Origin of the sequence: Rhodococcus sp. DN22 (genome assembly GCF_036669995.1) — a bacterium.
Taxonomy (GTDB): domain Bacteria; phylum Actinomycetota; class Actinomycetes; order Mycobacteriales; family Mycobacteriaceae; genus Rhodococcus_F; species Rhodococcus_F erythropolis.
Map to the genome: position 1 here is coordinate 3,788,088 of NZ_CP133326.1, position 17,416 is coordinate 3,805,503.

Here is a 17,416-nt window from a genome sequence, read left to right on the forward strand (position 1 = left end):
CACCGCAAGTGTGATCCTCGTCTCTCCTACTTTTGTCGGGCGTTCATCCACCGATTTCGCAATGGAAGTCCGTGCGGGTCGGATTCCGTGTCTGCACTCTCGAATTCGTGTCGGGGGGTACTTCTACTGTCTGCGGTGTGAGTCCCGCCTCGGCCCGAGAATTTCCGTCTCCGCCCCCGTTCTCCGACGGGGAGAAGTTCGACGTCGGGCGGCAACTGAGCTTCGACGAACTGGACACACCGCTGAGCGAGACAACATTTGTCGTCGTCGACCTCGAGACCACAGGGGGCAGCGCCGACCAGGACTCCATCACCGAGATCGGCGCCGTCAAGATCCGCGGCGGCGAGGTACTGGGCGAAATGGCAACACTCGTCGACCCCGGCCGGTCGATTCCGCCCTACATAGTCGAACTGACCGGAATCACCACAGCGATGCTGATCGGCGCACCTCCCATCGAACGTGTCCTGCCTGCATTTCTCGAGTTCGCCGAGGGCGCGGTGCTGGTGGCACACAACGCGCCGTTCGACATCGGTTTCCTCAAAGCAGCGGCGTCACGCAGCGCGCGCCCGTGGCCTGCGTTCCGTGTCCTGTGCACCGTCAAACTCGCCCGGCGCGTACTCACACGCGACGAAGCACCTTCGGTGAAGCTCTCCGCACTCGCCCATCTCTTCCAAGTGACCACCCAGCCGACGCACCGGGCTCTCGACGACGCGCGTGCGACCGTCGACGTCCTCCACGGACTGATCGACAGGGTCGGAAACCAGGGTGTCCACAGTTACAGCGAACTAGTCGACTACCTGCCCAACATTTCCTCGCATCAACGGGCCAAACGGTCCTTCGCCGCAAACCTGCCGCGAAGCCCCGGTGTCTACCTCTTCCGCGGTCCTTCCGACGAAGCCCTCTACATTGGAACTGCTACCGACCTTCGACGCCGCGTCCGCAACTACTTCACCGGTTCGGAGACCCGCGGCCGGATGAAGGAAATGGTCGCGCTGGCCACCCGCGTGGACCATGTCGAGTGCGCGCACGCTCTCGAAGCCGGGGTGCGTGAACTACGACTGCTGAGCGCGCATGCGCCGCCGTACAACCGTCGCTCCAAGTTTCCCAAGCGAGGTTGGTGGATCACCCTCACCGACGAAGCGTTTCCGAGACTGTCCGTGGTTCGCACGCCCACGGCCGATTCGATCGGCCCGTTCACCTCTCGCGGCGACGCAGTCGACGTCGCCGACACCGTCGCAGAGTTCAGTCGTCTGCGCACGTGTACCAAGCGTCTCGGACGCGGCGCCGTTCACGGCCCTGACTGCCCCGCTCGCGAACTGGGGGCGTGTCCAGCCTCCTGGACCCCGGAAATCAACGCAGAGGACTACGCGGCCGCCCCTGAGGCCGTGCGTGGATTCTTCCGAGGAACCAACGACGCTCCCCTCCAACAGATGCAGGCCCGGATCGACGAGCTGTCCGCACACGCGTTGTTCGAGAATGCTGCTCGTCTGCGTGACCGAACGGTCGCAGTCGCCACCGCAGTGCGGCGCACTCAGCGACTCGCCGCAGTCGCGGCGATCGAACAACTCGTTCTCGCCCGCCCCACCGGAGACGGCGGCTGGGAGCTGTCGGTGATCCGGTCCGGGCGTCTCGCGTCCGCCGGGCTCGCCAGACGTGGGACTCACCCGATGCCCGTCGTCGACGCCATCACCGCGGCGGCCGAAACCGTCCTACCGGACGACGCCCCGTTCCGCGGCGCGTCACCCGAAGAACTGGGACTGATCGCAAGGTGGCTCTCGTCGGACGGTGTCCGAATCGTGTCGGCGACATCCGGATACGTCGAACCTGTGAGCGGCGCCGGCAAGTGGGAAGCCTGGTGCCGACTCGCCCGAGCCGGAACCGAATCCGAACATCGATGACGTAACGGCGGGGCGGCACCCCTAAGCTCGATCGAAACCACCGGGTCATCACAACCCGCAGGGAAATCGAGGAGAGAAATGATCAACGCCATCGTCATGATTCACGCCGAGTCCGCTCGGATCCCGGAAACCGCGCAGGCCGTCGCCGACCTGTCCGGAGTGACCGAGGTCTACTCGTGCGCAGGTGACGTCGATTTGATCGCCATCGTGAAAGTGCGTGACCACGCCCAGATCGCCGACGTGGTCACCGGAGGAATCAACAAGGTGCCCGGCGTTCTCCGAACCGCCACACACATTGCGTTCCAGTCATTCTCCAGCGCAGACGTCGAGGCCGGTTTCTCGCTGGGTGAATAGCCCCTCGATCAGGCTTGGTCGGCCAGCTCGGCGGTGAGCGCCGCCCACTTGTGAAGCAGTTCAGCGCCCGCGCCGCTGTCGATCGCGGCAGCGGCTGCAGTCATCCCGGCAGAGATCGCACTCTCGAGATCGTCGCCGACACCGTTGAATGCCGCGATGGCTGCTCCCGCGTTCAGCAGGACCGCGTCCCGGACCGGCCCCTTCTGCCCGGAAAGCAGCGTTCTGGCGACGGTGGCGTTGATTTCGGCGTCGCCTCCACGCAACTCTTCGAGAGGAACGCGGTCGATTCCGAGGTCACGCGGATCCAGCGTGACAGTTCGCACACTTCCACCGCCGACGATGTGAACCGTCGACGTCGTCGATGTGGTCAGTTCGTCCAGTCCGTCGTCTCCCCGTACCACCAACGCCGAATTGCCGCGCTGCGCAAGGACTCCCGCGACGACCGAGATCAGTTTCGGAAATGCGCACCCGATCAGCCCGGCACGCGGACGAGCCGGATTGGTCAGTGGACCGAGCACGTTGAATGCCGTCGGAATGCCGATTTCCTTGCGAGGCACCGCCGCAAAGCGCAGTGCGGGATGGAAGACCGGCGCGAAACAAAAGCCGATGCCGACCTCTTCGACGCACCTCGCAACCTGCTCCGGCCCGAGGTTGATGCGAACGCCGAGCGCCTCGAGCACGTCGGCGCCACCGCTCTTGGACGAAGCAGCGCGGTTGCCGTGCTTGACAACTCGCACACCGGACGCGGCAACCACGATCGAGGCCATCGTCGAGATGTTCACCGTGTTGGAGCGGTCACCACCCGTGCCGACGATGTCGACGACGTCGGAATCGACCGGCACGCGCCTGGAGTGTTCGAGCATCGCGGCGGCGAGCCCTTCCAACTCCGCGGGGGTTTCTCCCTTCATCTTCAGACCGACCCCGAAAGCAGCGATCTGAGCGGAGGTGGCGTTGTCCGACATGATCTCGCCCATAGCCCAGCGACTGTCGGCTTCCGACAAGTCACTGCCGTCCGTGAGCAAACCGAGAATCATCGGCCAGGACCGCACCACTGCACTCGAATCGACGTTCACGGCGTTGGATGCGTCGGTGCCGGCCATAGTGCCTTGGTCCCCTGTCGTTCATGTGGGCTGGATTTCGAGCTGTCGTTTCGAGCTGTCGTTTCGCGCTGCCATTTTGTGCTGCCGATGACCCTCGCAGCCTAGTCAGTGAGGTAACGAGGAAACCGAATAGGGCCGCTCAGGACTTTCTGCGACCGCGTTTGGGCGGCGCCTCCGCAAGTATCGGGGGCTGGAGCGCGTCCCACCCGGCGACCGAACCACCGAGTCGCTGCGCCAGACCGGCCATTCGTGACCGCTCCTGGGAGCAATGCAGGGCATCAAGCACCTGGACACGCTCGAAGACGACGCGAACCGAATTCTCGACCACCGGAGTCACGTCCTCGGGCCGACTCGAGCCTCGCACATATCCGTCCTGGGCGACGATGCTCTCGGCATCGGCTACCGAGCCCTCCGGGAGGTCGAGATGATGCCGCAGAACCACTTCGGACTCCGCCCTGAACTCCGGCTCGGTGGAGGCGGCACGTTCGAGAGCCGTCGAGCTCGCCTCGGCGTCGTCGAAGCCTTCGGCAACGACGACCAGATCCGACCGCCCTGCATCGAGCGGTGTCGGAATCTTCGTGCCGAAAATTCTCAGGAACCACGGTCTACTCTTGTGTGTAGCTGCCATCGCGCCAGCATATTCCGACCACGCCACCAGCGCGTTCGCCGCCCGATCCCGCGAACTCGAGCCGAGCGACGCGCCGATGGTGGACCCGAGTGGTCGTCTCTTACGACGAAGCGTCATACTTCTGTCTGTGACGAGCGCAGTAGGGACTTCAGGATCGGCAATCACCCAACGCGTGCACTCGCTGAACCGGCCGAATATGGTCAGCGTTGGCACCATCGTGTGGTTGTCAAGTGAGCTCATGTTCTTCGCAGGGCTCTTTGCCATGTACTTCGTGGCACGAGCTCAGGCGAACGGAAATTGGCCGCCGGAGCCAACCGAATTGAACCTTTATCTGGCCGTGCCGGTGACCTTGGTGCTTATCGCATCTTCGTTCACCTGCCAGATGGGTGTCTTCGCGGCTGAGCGTGGCGACGTCTTCGGACTTCGTCGCTGGTACACCATCACCTTGGTCATGGGGGCGTTCTTCGTCGCCGGCCAGGGTTACGAGTACTACCACCTCGTGCACGAGGGCACCACGATTTCGAGCAGCGTGTACGGCTCGGTGTTCTACATGACCACCGGCTTCCACGGTCTGCACGTCATCGGCGGTCTCATCGCCTTCGTCTTCTTGATCGCACGTACCCGGGTCAGCAAGTTCACGCCCGCCCAGGCCACCGCCGCGATCGTTGTTTCGTACTACTGGCACTTTGTCGACATCGTGTGGATCGCGCTGTTTGCCACGATTTATTTCATCCGTTAATCAGCTGTACGCCCCAGGCAGCCCCTGACGTCCAGTTCCGTCCCGACATACCAAAGGGATACAGATGAGTTCATCCCCCCCTCCCGCATCCGATAACTCAGCGAATGCCGCGAAGTCGCGTCGCCAGCGGAAAATCCGCCGGCGCGTCACTGGCGCGCTCGTATTGATGATGGGATTGATCAGCGCAGGTTTCCTCGCTTCGGCGTTGACACCAGCTCCGCAGGTTGCGACCGCCAGTGACGATTCAGCAGCCCTGATTCGTGAAGGCAAGCAGCTGTACGACACGTCATGCATCACGTGCCACGGCGCGAACTTGCAGGGCGTGCAGGACCGCGGTCCCAGCCTCATCGGCGTCGGCGAAGCAGCCGTGTACTTCCAGGTCTCCTCTGGTCGTATGCCGGCAGCTCGCAACGAGGCCCAGGCTGCACGCAAGGACCCCAAGTTCGATGCTGCGCAGACCGACGCCCTCGGCGCTTTCATCCAGGCCAACGGCGGCGGCCCGACGCTCATCCGCGACGAGAACGGCGAAATCGCCCAGTCCTCGCTGCGCGGTGGCGACGTCGGACGCGGCAGTGAGCTCTTCCGGCTCAACTGCGCGTCGTGCCATAACTTCACCGGCCGCGGTGGCGCACTGTCCTCGGGCAAGTACGCCCCGGTCCTGGATCCGGCCAGCGAGCAGCAGATCTACGCTGCCATGGTTACCGGTCCCCAGAACATGCCGAAGTTCTCGGATCGTCAGCTGACGATCGAGGAGAAGAAGGACATCATCGCCTACGTCAAGTCGTCGGGCGAGTCGAAGGACCCCGGTGGGTACGGGCTCGGTGGCCTCGGTCCGGCCTCTGAGGGTCTCGCCATGTGGGCCGTCGGAATCATCGCTGTCGTCGGTGCAGCATTGTGGATCGGAGCAAGGTCATGAGCGACGCTGGCCAGCATGGCGGCGATACGCCTAAGAAGTACACAGATGAAGAGCTCGACGCGATGTCACGCGACGACCTGGTCAAGCTGGGTACCAATCTCGATGGCGTCGATGTCGTCTACCGCCGTGATCGTTGGTCGGTAAAGGGCACCAGGGCGGAAAAGCGCGCCGAGCGCAACGTCGCCTTCTGGTTCGGCCTCGCCGGCGTTTCGGCGATCGCGTTCATCGCGATCTACCTGTTCTGGCCCTGGGAGTACGCAGGCGCCGGTGACGAGAACTACGGCAAGTACAGCCTGTACACCCCGCTGATCGGCTTGACCATGGGTCTGGCGATCCTCGGCGTCGGCATCGGTGCCGTTCAGTTCACGAAGAAGTTCATCCCCGAAGAGGTCTCGATCCAGGACCGCCACGACGGTGGTTCCACCGAGGTCGATCGTCGCACGATCGTCGCCGAGCTCGGCGACACCCTCGAGACGTCCACCCTCCCCCGCCGCAAGGCCATCAAGCGCAGCTTGATGTTCGGCGGCGGCGCACTCGGCGTCATGATGGTCATGCCCCTCGGCGGACTCATCAAGAACCCGTGGGCCAAGGGCGACGACTCACCTCTGTGGGTGTCCGGCTGGACCCCGAACTACCCGGGCGAGACCATCTACCTGCGTCGTGACACCGGCCGTCCCGAGGACATCGTCCTCGTTCGCCCGGAAGATCTCGATGCCGGTTCGATGGAAACGGTCTTCCCGTTCCGCGAGTCCGACCGTGGCGACGAGCACGCTCTGCTCGCAGCACTGCGCGGCATTCGTAACTCGGTGATGCTCATCCGCCTCCGCACGGAAGACACCGCGCGTGTCACCAAGCGTAAGGGCCAGGAAAGCTTCAACTACGGCGATTACTTCGCCTACTCGAAGATCTGCACCCACCTGGGTTGCCCCACCTCGCTCTACGAACAGCAGAGCAACCGTATTCTGTGCCCCTGCCACCAGTCGCAGTTCGACGCACTGACCTACGGCAAGCCGATCTTCGGTCCCGCTGCTCGCGCACTTCCGCAGTTGCCTATTACAGTGAACGAAGAGGGCTTCCTGGTCGCCGACGGTGACTTCATCGAAGCACTCGGCCCGGCATTTTGGGAGCGTCGACCGTGACCACAACAACAACCAAACCGTCCAAGATCAGCGCGGCAGCGGCTGGACAAGCGGAGGCTATGGACTCCCGCTACCACCTCGCCGCAGGCATGCGCCGGCAGATCAACAAGGTCTTCCCGACGCACTGGTCCTTCATGCTCGGCGAGATCGCGCTCTACAGCTTCGTGATCCTGCTGATCTCCGGTGTGTTCCTGACGCTGTTCTTCGATCCGTCGATGGCACACGTCGTCTACCAGGGCGCATACCAGCCGCTTCGTGGTGTCACGATGTCTCGCGCCTACGAGACGACCCTGAACATCTCCTTCGAGGTGCGCGGCGGTCTCTTCGTTCGCCAGATTCACCACTGGGCTGCACTGATGTTCGCGGCGTCGATCATCGTTCACCTCGCTCGCATCTTCTTCACCGGCGCCTTCCGTCGCCCACGTGAAGCGAACTGGGTCATCGGCTGCCTGCTGCTCATCCTGGCGATGTTCGAAGGCTTCTTCGGTTACACCATCCCCGACGACCTGCTCTCGGGCACCGGCCTCCGCGCCGCCTTCGGTGGTATCACGATGAGTATCCCGATCGTCGGTACCTGGATGCACTGGCTGATCTTCGACGGCGACTTCCCCGGCGACCTCATCATCCCGCGTCTCTACGTCGCTCACGTGCTGCTGTTCCCGGGCATCATCCTGGCTCTGATCGCCGGCCACCTCGCGTTGGTCTGGTACCAGAAGCACACGCAGTTCCCCGGCCCCGGCCGTACGGAACAGAACGTCGTCGGCGTCCGCATCCTCCCGGTCTTCGCGATGAAGGGTGGCGCGTTCTTCGCCATGACCTTCGGCGTGCTCGCACTGCTCGGTGGTCTGTTCCAGATCAACCCCGTGTGGAACATCGGTCCGTACAACCCGTCACAGGTCTCGGCAGGTTCCCAGCCCGATATCTACATGATGTGGACGGACGGCCTTGCTCGACTGTGGCCGGCGTGGGAGATCTACCTGTTCAACCGGTACACGATCCCTGCAGTGTTCGCCGTCGCCCTGATCATGGGCCTCGTCTTCGCACTGTTGATCGCGTACCCGTGGATCGAGAAGCGTCTCACCGGAGACGACGCTCACCACAACATCCTGCAGCGCCCGCGCGACGTGCCGGTCCGTACCGCTATCGGTGCGATGTCCATCGCGTTCTACCTGGTGCTCACGATCTCCTGCATCAACGACATCATCGCGTACCACCTGCACATCTCGCTGAACGCAATGACGTGGATCGGCCGTATCGGCATGGTCATCCTTCCGCCCATCGCGTACTTCGTGACGTACCGGTTCTGCATCGGCCTGCAGCGCAGTGACCGTGCAGTCCTCGAACACGGCATCGAGACCGGCATCATCAAGCGGATGCCGAACGGCCAGTACATCGAGATCCACCAGCCGCTCGGCCCCGTCGACGAGCACGGACACCCGATCCCGCTCGAGTACCAGGGTGCTGCTGTCCCGAAGAAGATGAACAAGCTCGGCCTCGCCGGCAAGCCCGGTAGCGGTAGCCTGATCACCGCTGACCCAGTCGAGGAGAGCGAGGCTCTCGAAGCCGCTCATCACGAAGCTGAGCACGAGCAGCTTCAGATCCTTCTGGACTACCAGAACCGAACCAACGGCAAGTCCGATGGTTCCAGTGGAGAACTCCACTAAGAACGTCAGTTGACCAGTGAGGCCCCGAACCGGATTCCGGTTCGGGGCCTCACTCGTTCTCTGAGCGATTCAGTATGGACAACCTCCAAGTGGGCACCACTCCCCCGGTTCGTCGTCTGAGCGCCGACAACAGCAGGCACTACGCTTTGCTAGACCTCGAGCACAGTCGAATAGTGCTCCACCGTCGGGAACGGCTCGTAGAAGTGATGGAGAAGTTCTCGCCACTTCTCGTATCCTGGCGACTTACGGAACCCGATGGTGTGTGACTCCACGTCTTCCCACTCGACCAGCAGGAGATATCGCTCCGGTGATTCCAGGCAGTGCGAGAGCCGCAGCCTGATGAATCCGGGAACCTCGGAGATGATGGTTCGGGCCACGTCGAATGCGGCCTCGAAACGCGCTGACTGCGACGGATCGACCTGCAGGACGGCATGTTCGAGAATCATCTACCGAGTGTTGCACGTTCTCGGGAGTCCCCTCGAGGCGTTGTCGCCTGGTGAGATACTCGGACCATGACATCCCATGCACGCGGCACCTTCGAGATCGATCTTCGCCCCGCCGATCCTGAGCTCTCCGGACGCGTCGGACGCTTCGAGTTCGACAAGACGTTCATCGGCGGCGTCGAGGGCACGTCGTCCGGCCTGATGCTGTCCGCGGGCGATCCGACAGCCGGTGCAGCGGGCTATGTCGCTTTGGAGTTTGTCACGGGGCAGGTCGACGAAGCTGTGGGATCGTTCGCCCTGCAGCAGTTCGGTCAGATGATCGACGGAACGCAGAAGCTTCTGTACGAGATCGTGCCGGGGTCCGGAACCGGCGAGTTGAAGGGCATCGCAGGCACTCTCGAGCTGGAGGTCGTCGACGGTCTGCACCGCTACGACCTCGAATACTCGCTCCACGATTGACAGAGAGCAGTTGTTGACAGGCACCCTCCTACCACCGAAACTCACATAAACGACAACAGAGGCGCCGTACCCGGGTGGGTGCGGCGCCTCTGTTCGAGTGCGGGTGAAACTAGTGCTTCTCGGGTCCGGTGTAGTACTCGAACACCAGGCCTGCGGCTGCGGCGAGCACACAGACAACTGCGACTGCGATGAGCCACGGCTGGAAGTACGCCAGCGACACTGCCGCGAGTGCAGCAGCAGCGGCAAGCAGGATCGGCCAGAAGCTACCCGGGCTGAAGAAGCCCAGTTCTCCTGCACCATCCGAGATTTCAGCGTCGTCGTAGTCCTCGGGACGGGTGTCCAGACGACGGGCGACGAAGCGGAAGTAGGTACCCACGATGAGCGTCAGACCTGCAGACAGGACGATGGCCGTCAGTCCGGCCCACTCGATACCTGTGCGTGACAGAGCGGTGAACACTCCGTAGATGATCGCGACGAGAATGAAGAACATCGTCAGGATCTCGAAGAGCTTGGCTTCGATCTTCATATCAGCACTTGTCCTTGTTCAGTGAAGAGGCTGGCCGGCTCAGTTGCCTGCAGTGGCGACGGTTGCCTGACGGTACTCGCGGTCGGTGTTGAACGGCGTGGTCGACGTAGCCACCGGCGACTGACCGATTGCCTGCAGAGCCTCAGCGGTCGTCAGACCACCCTTGCCCTCCGCGTCACCCTTGCGCAGTTCGATGTACTTGGCGAAGTCCTCGGGCGAAACCGCACGAACCTCGAAGTTCATCATCGCGTGGAACGTGCCACACATTTCTGCACAACGCCCGACGAACGCGCCTTCCTTCTCGATCTCACTGATCTGGAAGATGTTGTCCGAGTGGTTCTCCTTGGGGTTCGGGAGAACGTCGCGCTTGAACAGGAACTCAGGCACCCAGAAAGCGTGGATGACGTCCGAGGAAGCAAGTTCGAACTGGATCCGCTTGCCGGTGGGCAGAACGAGGATCGGGATCTCCTGGCTGGAACCGACGGTCTCGATCTTGTCGTAGTGCAGGTAGCTCAGGTCCTCGGTGCTGTTGCCGTGGATCGGGCCGGGGACTTCTTCCCCGTGTTCGTTCACGGTGGAGCCCTCGGTCTTTGCAGCCTCTTCGGCCTCGACGTCGATTCCGTTGTACTTGGCGGAGCCGTCACCGAACTCGATGGAGCGGTAGCCGAACTTCCAGTTCCACTGGAAGGCCGTGACGTCTACGACGACGTCAGGATTGTCCGTCTTGTCCAGAACATGGTTCTGAACAATGACGGTGAAGTAGAAGAGAACCGCGATGATGACGAAGGGAACTGCCGTGTAACCGAGTTCGAGCGGCACGTTGTATGCCGTCTGACGCGGGAATTCCGGCGAGTCCTTCTTCTTACGGTGGAAGATGACGGCCCAGAAGACCAACCCCCACACCAGCACACCCATGACGAGGGCGGCTACAACCGACCACGTCCACAGCTCACGCATGCGCGTCGCCTCCGGGGTGATGCCCGAAGGCCACCCGAAACGAAGCACTTCGTTGTCGATGGAGCAACCCGACAGCAGCAAGGCAGCAATGCCCAGAGATACTGCCAGCCCCGCTCGCCGAAGGATCCGACCTTGCGCCACGTTCACGCCTTCCTGATCGCCACAAAATTCAACTAGGGCATGCCCGGAGGGAAGGCCCAATTACTACGCAGCGTAGACCAAAGCCGGGCGCTATCCATCCTCGGGTCCTCGCCCGTGTCGCGGCGGACGTCACACAGCTCTCTCAGGTGCTGCTCAGGAACGGCTCAGGTCGTTTCGGCGACGCACATCACGTCGATTCGTTCCGCCGCGATCGGCAGGGACGTCGATCTGCGGCATACTTTCGTCAAGAGTTCGTTGACCTCTCCCCGACACTCGTGTCCGGGAGCCTTCTGTACAAAAATTCTGAATCGAGGAACCGGACGCTGTGTGTGGACTGCTCGGGCTACTGACATCTGGCGGAACCAGCGAGGACGCCGTTTCGCGGGTCGACCAGGCGATGCATTGCCTTCGTCACCGCGGGCCGGACGAACACGGGACGTGGAACGACGATCACCTCGTCTTCGGGTTCAACCGCCTGGCGATCATCGACATCGCTCATTCCCACCAGCCGCTGCGTTGGGGCCCACCGGAGAACCCGGAGCGTTATGCGCTCACGTTCAACGGCGAGATCTACAACTACTTGGAGATCCGCGCCGAACTGGTCAAGGACCACGACGCCAAGTTCTTCACCGAGGGCGACTCCGAGGCCATCGTCGCTGCATTCCACTACTGGGGTGAGGACGCGGTCCGGCGCCTGCGCGGAATGTTCGCGTTCGCGATCTGGGACACCGACACACGCGAACTGTTCATCGCGCGCGATCCGTTCGGGATCAAGCCACTGTTCATCGCGTCCGGCGACGGCGGCACCGCGTTCGGCAGCGAGAAGAAGAGCCTGCTCGAACTCACCGATCTGATCGGCATCGGTACCGAGCTGGATCCGCGTGCCATCGAGCACTACACCGTTCTGCAGTACGTACCGGAGCCGGAAACACTGCACAAGCAGATCCGACGCCTGGAGTCGGGCAGCTTCGCTCGGGTGCGTCCGGGCGAGGAGCCCACGTTCACGCGGTATTTCACGCCGAAGTTCCCGGCCAAGCCTTTTGCACCTGGCACCGAGAAGGCGCGCTACCAGGAAATCGCCGAGGCACTCGAGGATTCGGTCGCCAAGCACATGCGCGCCGACGTCACCGTCGGTTCGTTCCTGTCCGGTGGTATCGACTCCACGGCGATCGCGGCGCTGGCGATGCGCCACAACCCCAACCTGATCACCTTCACGACCGGTTTCGAACGTGAGGGCTATTCCGAGGTCGACGTCGCTGCAGAATCTGCCGCAGCGATCGGCGCGAAGCACGTCGTCAAGGTGGTCTCCCCCGCCGAGTTCGCCGCTGCCATTCCCGAGATCGTCTGGTACCTCGACGACCCGGTAGCCGATCCGGCATTGATTCCGCTGTGGTTCATCGCGAAGGAAGCGCGCAAGCACGTCAAGGTCGTGCTGTCCGGCGAGGGTGCCGACGAGCTGTTCGGCGGCTACACGATCTACCGTGAGCCGTTGTCGCTCAAGCCTTTCGAGTACCTCCCCAAGGGACTGCGTCGGGCCGCGGGCAAGTTGTCCGAACGCATCCCGGACGGCACTCGCGGCAAGAGTCTGCTCAACCGCGGTTCCTTGACGCTCGAGGAGCGCTACTACGGAAATGCTCGTAGCTTCAACGACGCTCAGCTCCGCGCCGTCCTGCGCGATTTCCGCCCCGAGTGGACTCACCAGGACGTCACTGCGCCGATCTACGCGCAGTCACGGGACTGGGATCCGGTTGCGCGGATGCAGCATCTCGACCTGTTCACCTGGCTGCGCGGCGACATCCTCGTCAAGGCAGACAAGATGACGATGGCCAACTCGCTGGAACTGCGTGTGCCGTTCCTCGATCCCGAGGTCTTCGACGTCGCGTCACGCGTACCGCTCGATCAGAAGATCACGAAGGACACGACCAAGTACGCACTGCGCCAGGCCCTGGAAGGCATTGTGCCGCACCATGTTCTGCACCGCGCGAAGCTCGGATTCCCGGTTCCCCTGCGCCATTGGCTGCGCGGCACCGAACTCTTCGACTGGGCACATCTGCAGATCGAGGAGTCGGGAACCGACCACATCTTCGACAAGCAGGCCGTCGTGAAGATGCTCAACGATCACCGCGAGGGCGTGTCCGACCACAGCCGACGCCTCTGGACCGTCCTGACCTTCATGGTCTGGCACGGAATCTTCGTGGAGAAGCGCATCGTGCCGCAGATCCAGGAACCGGTGTACCCGGTCAATATCTAGGCCTTCGGCCCCGTGAGCGGTTAGGGAGTCTCCGGACTCCTCAACCACTCACGGGGCGGAGCCCTACTTCGGCAGGATCGTCGCGATCTCGTCCGCTGCCGCGCTGCCGTATGCGTCGGTAAGGCGCTTGAGTGCCTCGTCGCGATTGAACACCCACTCCTGCGTTCCCACGGTCTCGAGAATCAACACAGCGACCAAAGATCCCAACTGTGCAGCACGCTCGAAGCTCAGACCGGCGCCGTGTGCGAGCAGGAATCCGGCGCGGAAGCCGTCACCAACGCCCGTCGGATCCACCTTGCCGGTCTCGGGCACTACGTCGACACGCACCCAATTACCTTCGGCGTCAACAATTTCCACACCCTTGGAGCCGAGGGTGGTGACACGGATGCCGACCTGCGCGCGGATCTCTTCCTCGCTCAGACCAGTCTTCTGCTGAAGCAGACCCCACTCGTACTCGTTGGTGAACAAGTACTTCGCGCCGTGAATGAGCGCCTTGGCCTCGTCACCGGACAGGCGGGCAAGCTGCTGCGACGGATCCGCTGCGAACGGAATCCCGAGCAGACGGCATTCGTCGGTATGGCGAACCATGGCCTCGGGGTCGTTGGCGCCGATCAGCACCAACTCGACTGCGCCTGCAGTCTTGGCCACTGCCGCGAGTTCGATCTCGCGAGCCTCGCTCATCGCACCGGGGTAGAACGACGCGATCTGCGCCATGTCCTCGTCGGTGGTGCACACGAAACGCGCCGTATGTGCCTTGTCCGAGATACGGACCGCGCTGCAGTCGACGCCGTTGTCCTCGAGCCACGTGCGGTACTCGGCGAAGTCGGCACCGACTGCGCCGACGAGTAGCGGGGACCCGCCGAGCACGCCCATCGCGTATGCGATGTTGCCGCCGACACCACCGCGGCGAATCACGAGATCGTCGACCAGGAAACTCAGCGAAACGTGGGCGAGCTGATCGGCGAGGAGCTGATCGGCGAAGCGGCCGGGGAAGCGCATCAAGTGGTCGGTGGCGATGGAACCGGTTACCGCAATAGTCACGGATCGTGGCCTTTCAGCGAAGTGAGTACAAGAATGAAACAGGAGCAAAAGTTCACGTTACCGCCCGTAGCGCCGTCATCGGCGCCCGAGCTGTCGGATCGGAACGGTCTACGTACGAGTCACCACAAACAACTGACGCGAAACCGAATGTCGGTTCCGCGTCAGTTGTTCGTGAATTGAGTTGTGATCGACGGACTCAGTTGAACGAGTCACCGCAGGCGCAGGAGCCTGTTGCATTGGGGTTGTCGATCGAGAAGCCCTGCTGCTCGATGGTGTCGAGGAAGTCGATGGACGCACCTTCGACGTACGGCGCGCTCATCCGGTCGACAACCAGGTTGACGCCGTTGAAGTCGACAGTGAGGTCACCGTCGAGCGTGCGGTCGTCGAAGAACAGCTGGTACTTCAGTCCGGCACAGCCGCCGGGCTGCACTGCAATACGCAGCGCGAGGTCGTCGCGACCCTCCTGATCGAAGAGTGCCTTCGCCTTGGCGGACGCGGCCTCGGTCATCTTGACGCCGTGGGTGGCGGTCTCGTTCTGCACAGTCATGGGCTCTCCCTAATGTTCGTACCAACCCGTGAACGCTTCAACGGTACGCCGCTGCCGACTTATTCCCGCCAGTCCTTTACCGGGTGCGATTCGTCTTCATCCTATCCGGTCTTCCAGACACGGCAACGGCGCGTCGACGCTTGTGGATCCTCACCTCCGGACGCCGCGCCAGAAGTTCCACTCGCGTGCCGTGTGTTCGGCGAGTCCCTCGAGACACGCCGACGCTTCCTCCATCGCACGTTCCACCGACCCGGCGAAATCCGTCACCGACCTCGCCGCGACTATCGAGGTCGACGCATAGTCCGCCTCGTCGAGCGTCACCTGGCCGGCAAAGACGAGCGTCGGAACGCCGTGCGCTGCCCCCGCCGAAGCGAGCGTTGTGACGAGTTTGCCGCGCAGAGATTGGTGGTCGAACTTGCCTTCGCCTGTGATCACCAGGTCAGCGGAAGCCAGTAGCGCGGCCTGTCCGGTGCGATCCGCGACGACGTCGGCCCCGGATCGCCGCTGTGCACCGAGTGCAAAGAGCGCGGCACCGATACCACCCGCGGCGCCGGCACCCGGAAAATTCGACACTCGTTTTCCGGTGACGGACTCCAACTGTTCGGCCCATCTCGCGTTGCTCGCTTCGAGGACTGCGACGGCTTCGGCGTCGGCGCCCTTTTGCGGGCCGAACACCGCTGCCGCACCGTGCTCGCCGAGAAGTACGTGTTCGACGTCGGTGGCGGCGACCAACTGAATGCCTGCCATAGCCGCCGTTGCAGCCTCCAGGCCGCCCAGCGCCTCCACCAGTCCACGTCCCCCGTCGGTGCAGCAACTCCCACCGAGTCCTACGACAACCGTCTTCACGCCTGCCTCGAGCGCGACAGCGATCAGCTCTCCCACGCCGCGACTGTGCGCGGCGAGTGCGGTGTCCCGCGTCGGCGGACCCCCGAGCAGGCCGAGCCCGACGGCCTCGGCGGACTCGATGTACGCCGTGTCCGACTCGAAAAGCCACGTGGCGTCGACGGCGGCGGTCAAAGGCCCGGACACCCGTGCAGTCCGGATGTCGCCCCCGGCCGTGGCCAAGACGTCGACGAATCCCGGACCACCGTCGGATTGTGGCGCGATGACGACGTCGTCGCCGGGTCTACCGCGCCGCCAGCCGGCAGAAATGGATTCGGCCGCCGCGACGGCAGTCAGGGTTTCGCCGAACGAATCTGGAGCAACTATTACCCGCATAGCCGAAGTCTAAGAGTCCCGAATGACCCCGATGTTTCACGATCTCGCGCGTTTCAGTGCCTCGGGCGATTGGGTTTTTCAGAAAGACCGAGGTCGGTTTCCCAGACCGTGCACTTATCCAATAGCCTGGAGGTGTGAAATTGCTACGCCGCGGTGACTCAGACAACTCCGACAAACGTGACGTCGAGGGCACTGAGGCATCCTCGGCCTCCGAAGAGGCGCCCATCGAGCAGGTGGGCAAGGGCCGCCCCACACCCAAGCGTCGTGACGCCGAGGCGAAGAGGCGTGGCCCCGTTGCCCCTGCCCCGCTGACCGCGAAGGAAGCCCGCGCCCGCCGCAAGGCGACCCGCGGCTCCAAGGAGGACCGCAAGGCCGAAGCCGCCGAGCGTCGCGCATCGTCGGCAGACCGCCGCGCCCGCATGCTCGCCGGCGAGGACAAGTACCTGCTCCCCCGCGACAAGGGACCGGTTCGCGCCTACGTCCGTGACTTCATCGACGCTCGCCGCAACCTCGTCGGGCTGTTCATGCCGCTCGCGTTGATCCTCATCATGACCATGTTCGTCACGCCCGCGCTCCAGCAGATCGTCACACTGGCAATGCTCGTGATGATGCTCTTCATGGTCGGTGAAGGCATCTGGCTCGGTCGCATGATCAACAACCGCGTCGCCGAGCGCTTCCCCGACAGCACCGACGGCGGATTCAAGCTCGGCTGGTACGCGTTCGTTCGCGCGTCGCAGATCCGTAAGCTGCGCGCACCGAAGCCTCGTGTGGGGCCGGGCGACGCAATCTGAGCGTGACGAACACGTATAGAACTTTGGTCCTCGGCGGCGCGCGGTCTGGTAAGTCCGCGCACGCCGAGGATTTGGTTTGTGCAGGCCACTTACCCGAAAGTTCGGCACCGGTCCGGTACCTGGCGACAGCCAGACGTGATGTCTCCGACGCAGACTGGGAAAGCCGGATCGACCAGCACCGCAACAGACGGCCTTCTCATTGGTCGACTGTCGAAACCGCAGCTGCCGGTGACCTCGCGGCGCAGCTCGAAAGCGATTCACACACAGCGACGTTGGTCGACGATCTGGGAACGTGGCTGACCGCGGAACTCGATCGGCAAGGCGCTTGGGACGCACCGCGCGGCACCGTCACGCCCGCGGCGGACAGCCTGGTCGCCAGTGTCGAGAACTACCGCGGACACCTGGTGCTGGTCAGCCCCGAAGTGGGTTTGGCCGTCATCCCCGAGACGCGGTCCGGACGATTGTTCCGCGACGAGATCGGCACTCTCAACGCTCGTATCGCCGCGGTGTGCGATCGTGTCGTACTAGTGGTTGCAGGGTTACCGCTCATCTTGAAAGATACTGCTGCACAACCGGAAGGCACGATGTGAGTACCGAGGCCAAT

18 protein-coding genes are annotated in these 17,416 nt (G+C 63.1%); 10 read left to right on the top strand and 8 right to left on the bottom strand.

What is annotated here, in order from left to right:
- Positions 1–137: 137 nt before the first annotated feature.
- Both RA302_RS17175 and RA302_RS17180 read left to right on the top strand, forming a co-directional pair.
- Positions 138–1,898, top strand: a complete 1,761-nt coding sequence (locus RA302_RS17175) for a DEDD exonuclease domain-containing protein (protein WP_176741994.1) — start codon at positions 138–140, stop codon at positions 1,896–1,898.
- Between the two features lie 78 nt (positions 1,899–1,976).
- A complete protein-coding gene (locus tag RA302_RS17180) occupies positions 1,977–2,252 on the top strand; it encodes an Lrp/AsnC ligand binding domain-containing protein (protein ID WP_003941677.1) in 276 nt (91 codons plus the stop codon).
- Positions 2,253–2,260: 8 nt separating this feature from the next.
- On the opposite strand, the gene trpD is transcribed toward RA302_RS17180, so the two are convergent.
- Both trpD and RA302_RS17190 read right to left on the bottom strand, forming a co-directional pair.
- The gene (gene trpD / locus RA302_RS17185) at positions 2,261–3,352 is read right to left on the bottom strand and encodes an anthranilate phosphoribosyltransferase (protein ID WP_003941751.1); all 1,092 of its coding nucleotides are present in this window, start codon (positions 3,350–3,352) and stop codon (positions 2,261–2,263) included.
- 139 nt (positions 3,353–3,491) lie between these two features.
- On the bottom strand, positions 3,492–3,980 hold the full coding sequence (locus RA302_RS17190; protein ID WP_054826532.1) for a hypothetical protein: 489 nt from the start codon (positions 3,978–3,980) through the stop codon (positions 3,492–3,494).
- 127 nt (positions 3,981–4,107) lie between these two features.
- Here RA302_RS17190 and RA302_RS17195 point away from each other — a divergent pair, with 127 nt between their 5' ends.
- From RA302_RS17195 to RA302_RS17210, 4 genes are all read left to right on the top strand, one after another.
- A complete protein-coding gene (locus tag RA302_RS17195; RefSeq protein WP_007730060.1) occupies positions 4,108–4,719 on the top strand; it encodes a heme-copper oxidase subunit III in 612 nt (203 codons plus the stop codon).
- Positions 4,720–4,783: 64 nt separating this feature from the next.
- Positions 4,784–5,635: a cytochrome c gene (locus RA302_RS17200; RefSeq protein ID WP_003941682.1), complete on the top strand. Its 852-nt coding sequence runs from the start codon at positions 4,784–4,786 to the stop codon at positions 5,633–5,635.
- Complete coding sequence (locus RA302_RS17205) at positions 5,632–6,774, top strand: ubiquinol-cytochrome c reductase iron-sulfur subunit (RefSeq protein WP_007730058.1); 1,143 nt, start codon at positions 5,632–5,634, stop codon at positions 6,772–6,774. Before RA302_RS17200 ends, RA302_RS17205 begins: the two co-directional genes overlap by 4 nt.
- 59 nt (positions 6,775–6,833) lie before the next feature.
- Positions 6,834–8,438 carry a cytochrome bc complex cytochrome b subunit gene (locus RA302_RS17210; RefSeq protein WP_007730057.1) on the top strand — a complete coding sequence of 535 codons (1,605 nt, stop codon included), beginning with the start codon at positions 6,834–6,836 and terminating at the stop codon, positions 8,436–8,438.
- Between the two features lie 149 nt (positions 8,439–8,587).
- Here the strand turns inward: RA302_RS17210 and RA302_RS17215 are convergent, their stop codons facing one another.
- Complete coding sequence (locus RA302_RS17215; protein WP_019748908.1) at positions 8,588–8,884, bottom strand: antibiotic biosynthesis monooxygenase; 297 nt, start codon at positions 8,882–8,884, stop codon at positions 8,588–8,590.
- A gap of 66 nt (positions 8,885–8,950) precedes the next feature.
- Here RA302_RS17215 and RA302_RS17220 point away from each other — a divergent pair, with 66 nt between their 5' ends.
- A complete protein-coding gene (locus RA302_RS17220; RefSeq protein WP_030537047.1) occupies positions 8,951–9,340 on the top strand; it encodes a DUF3224 domain-containing protein in 390 nt (129 codons plus the stop codon).
- Positions 9,341–9,449: 109 nt separating this feature from the next.
- Here RA302_RS17220 and RA302_RS17225 read toward each other — a convergent pair whose 3' ends face one another.
- Together RA302_RS17225 and RA302_RS17230 are read right to left on the bottom strand one after the other, a co-directional pair.
- Positions 9,450–9,866, bottom strand: coding sequence for a cytochrome c oxidase subunit 4 (locus RA302_RS17225; protein WP_003941723.1), 417 nt, complete (start codon positions 9,864–9,866; stop codon positions 9,450–9,452).
- Between the two features lie 39 nt (positions 9,867–9,905).
- Positions 9,906–10,970 (bottom strand): cytochrome c oxidase subunit II, encoded by a 1,065-nt coding sequence (locus RA302_RS17230; RefSeq protein ID WP_030537048.1) that lies wholly within the window; start codon positions 10,968–10,970, stop codon positions 9,906–9,908.
- 319 nt (positions 10,971–11,289) lie between these two features.
- Between RA302_RS17230 and asnB the strand changes: the two genes are divergently transcribed.
- Entirely contained in the window at positions 11,290–13,215 is a 1,926-nt protein-coding gene (gene asnB / locus RA302_RS17235; RefSeq protein WP_070160819.1) for an asparagine synthase (glutamine-hydrolyzing), read from the top strand.
- A gap of 63 nt (positions 13,216–13,278) precedes the next feature.
- Here asnB and RA302_RS17240 read toward each other — a convergent pair whose 3' ends face one another.
- From RA302_RS17240 to RA302_RS17250, 3 genes are all read right to left on the bottom strand, one after another.
- Positions 13,279–14,256 (bottom strand): carbohydrate kinase family protein, encoded by a 978-nt coding sequence (locus RA302_RS17240; RefSeq protein ID WP_003941700.1) that lies wholly within the window; start codon positions 14,254–14,256, stop codon positions 13,279–13,281.
- A 196-nt stretch (positions 14,257–14,452) separates the two neighbouring features.
- Positions 14,453–14,803 carry an iron-sulfur cluster assembly accessory protein gene (locus RA302_RS17245; RefSeq protein WP_007730053.1) on the bottom strand — a complete coding sequence of 117 codons (351 nt, stop codon included), beginning with the start codon at positions 14,801–14,803 and terminating at the stop codon, positions 14,453–14,455.
- A 150-nt stretch (positions 14,804–14,953) separates the two neighbouring features.
- Positions 14,954–16,021 carry a glycerate kinase gene (locus RA302_RS17250; protein ID WP_070160822.1) on the bottom strand — a complete coding sequence of 356 codons (1,068 nt, stop codon included), beginning with the start codon at positions 16,019–16,021 and terminating at the stop codon, positions 14,954–14,956.
- Positions 16,022–16,155: 134 nt separating this feature from the next.
- Between RA302_RS17250 and RA302_RS17255 the strand changes: the two genes are divergently transcribed.
- Positions 16,156–16,812: a DUF3043 domain-containing protein gene (locus RA302_RS17255; protein ID WP_007730051.1), complete on the top strand. Its 657-nt coding sequence runs from the start codon at positions 16,156–16,158 to the stop codon at positions 16,810–16,812.
- A gap of 2 nt (positions 16,813–16,814) precedes the next feature.
- Entirely contained in the window at positions 16,815–17,402 is a 588-nt protein-coding gene (gene cobU, locus RA302_RS17260) for a bifunctional adenosylcobinamide kinase/adenosylcobinamide-phosphate guanylyltransferase (RefSeq protein WP_064113259.1), read from the top strand.
- Positions 17,403–17,416 lie beyond the last annotated feature (14 nt).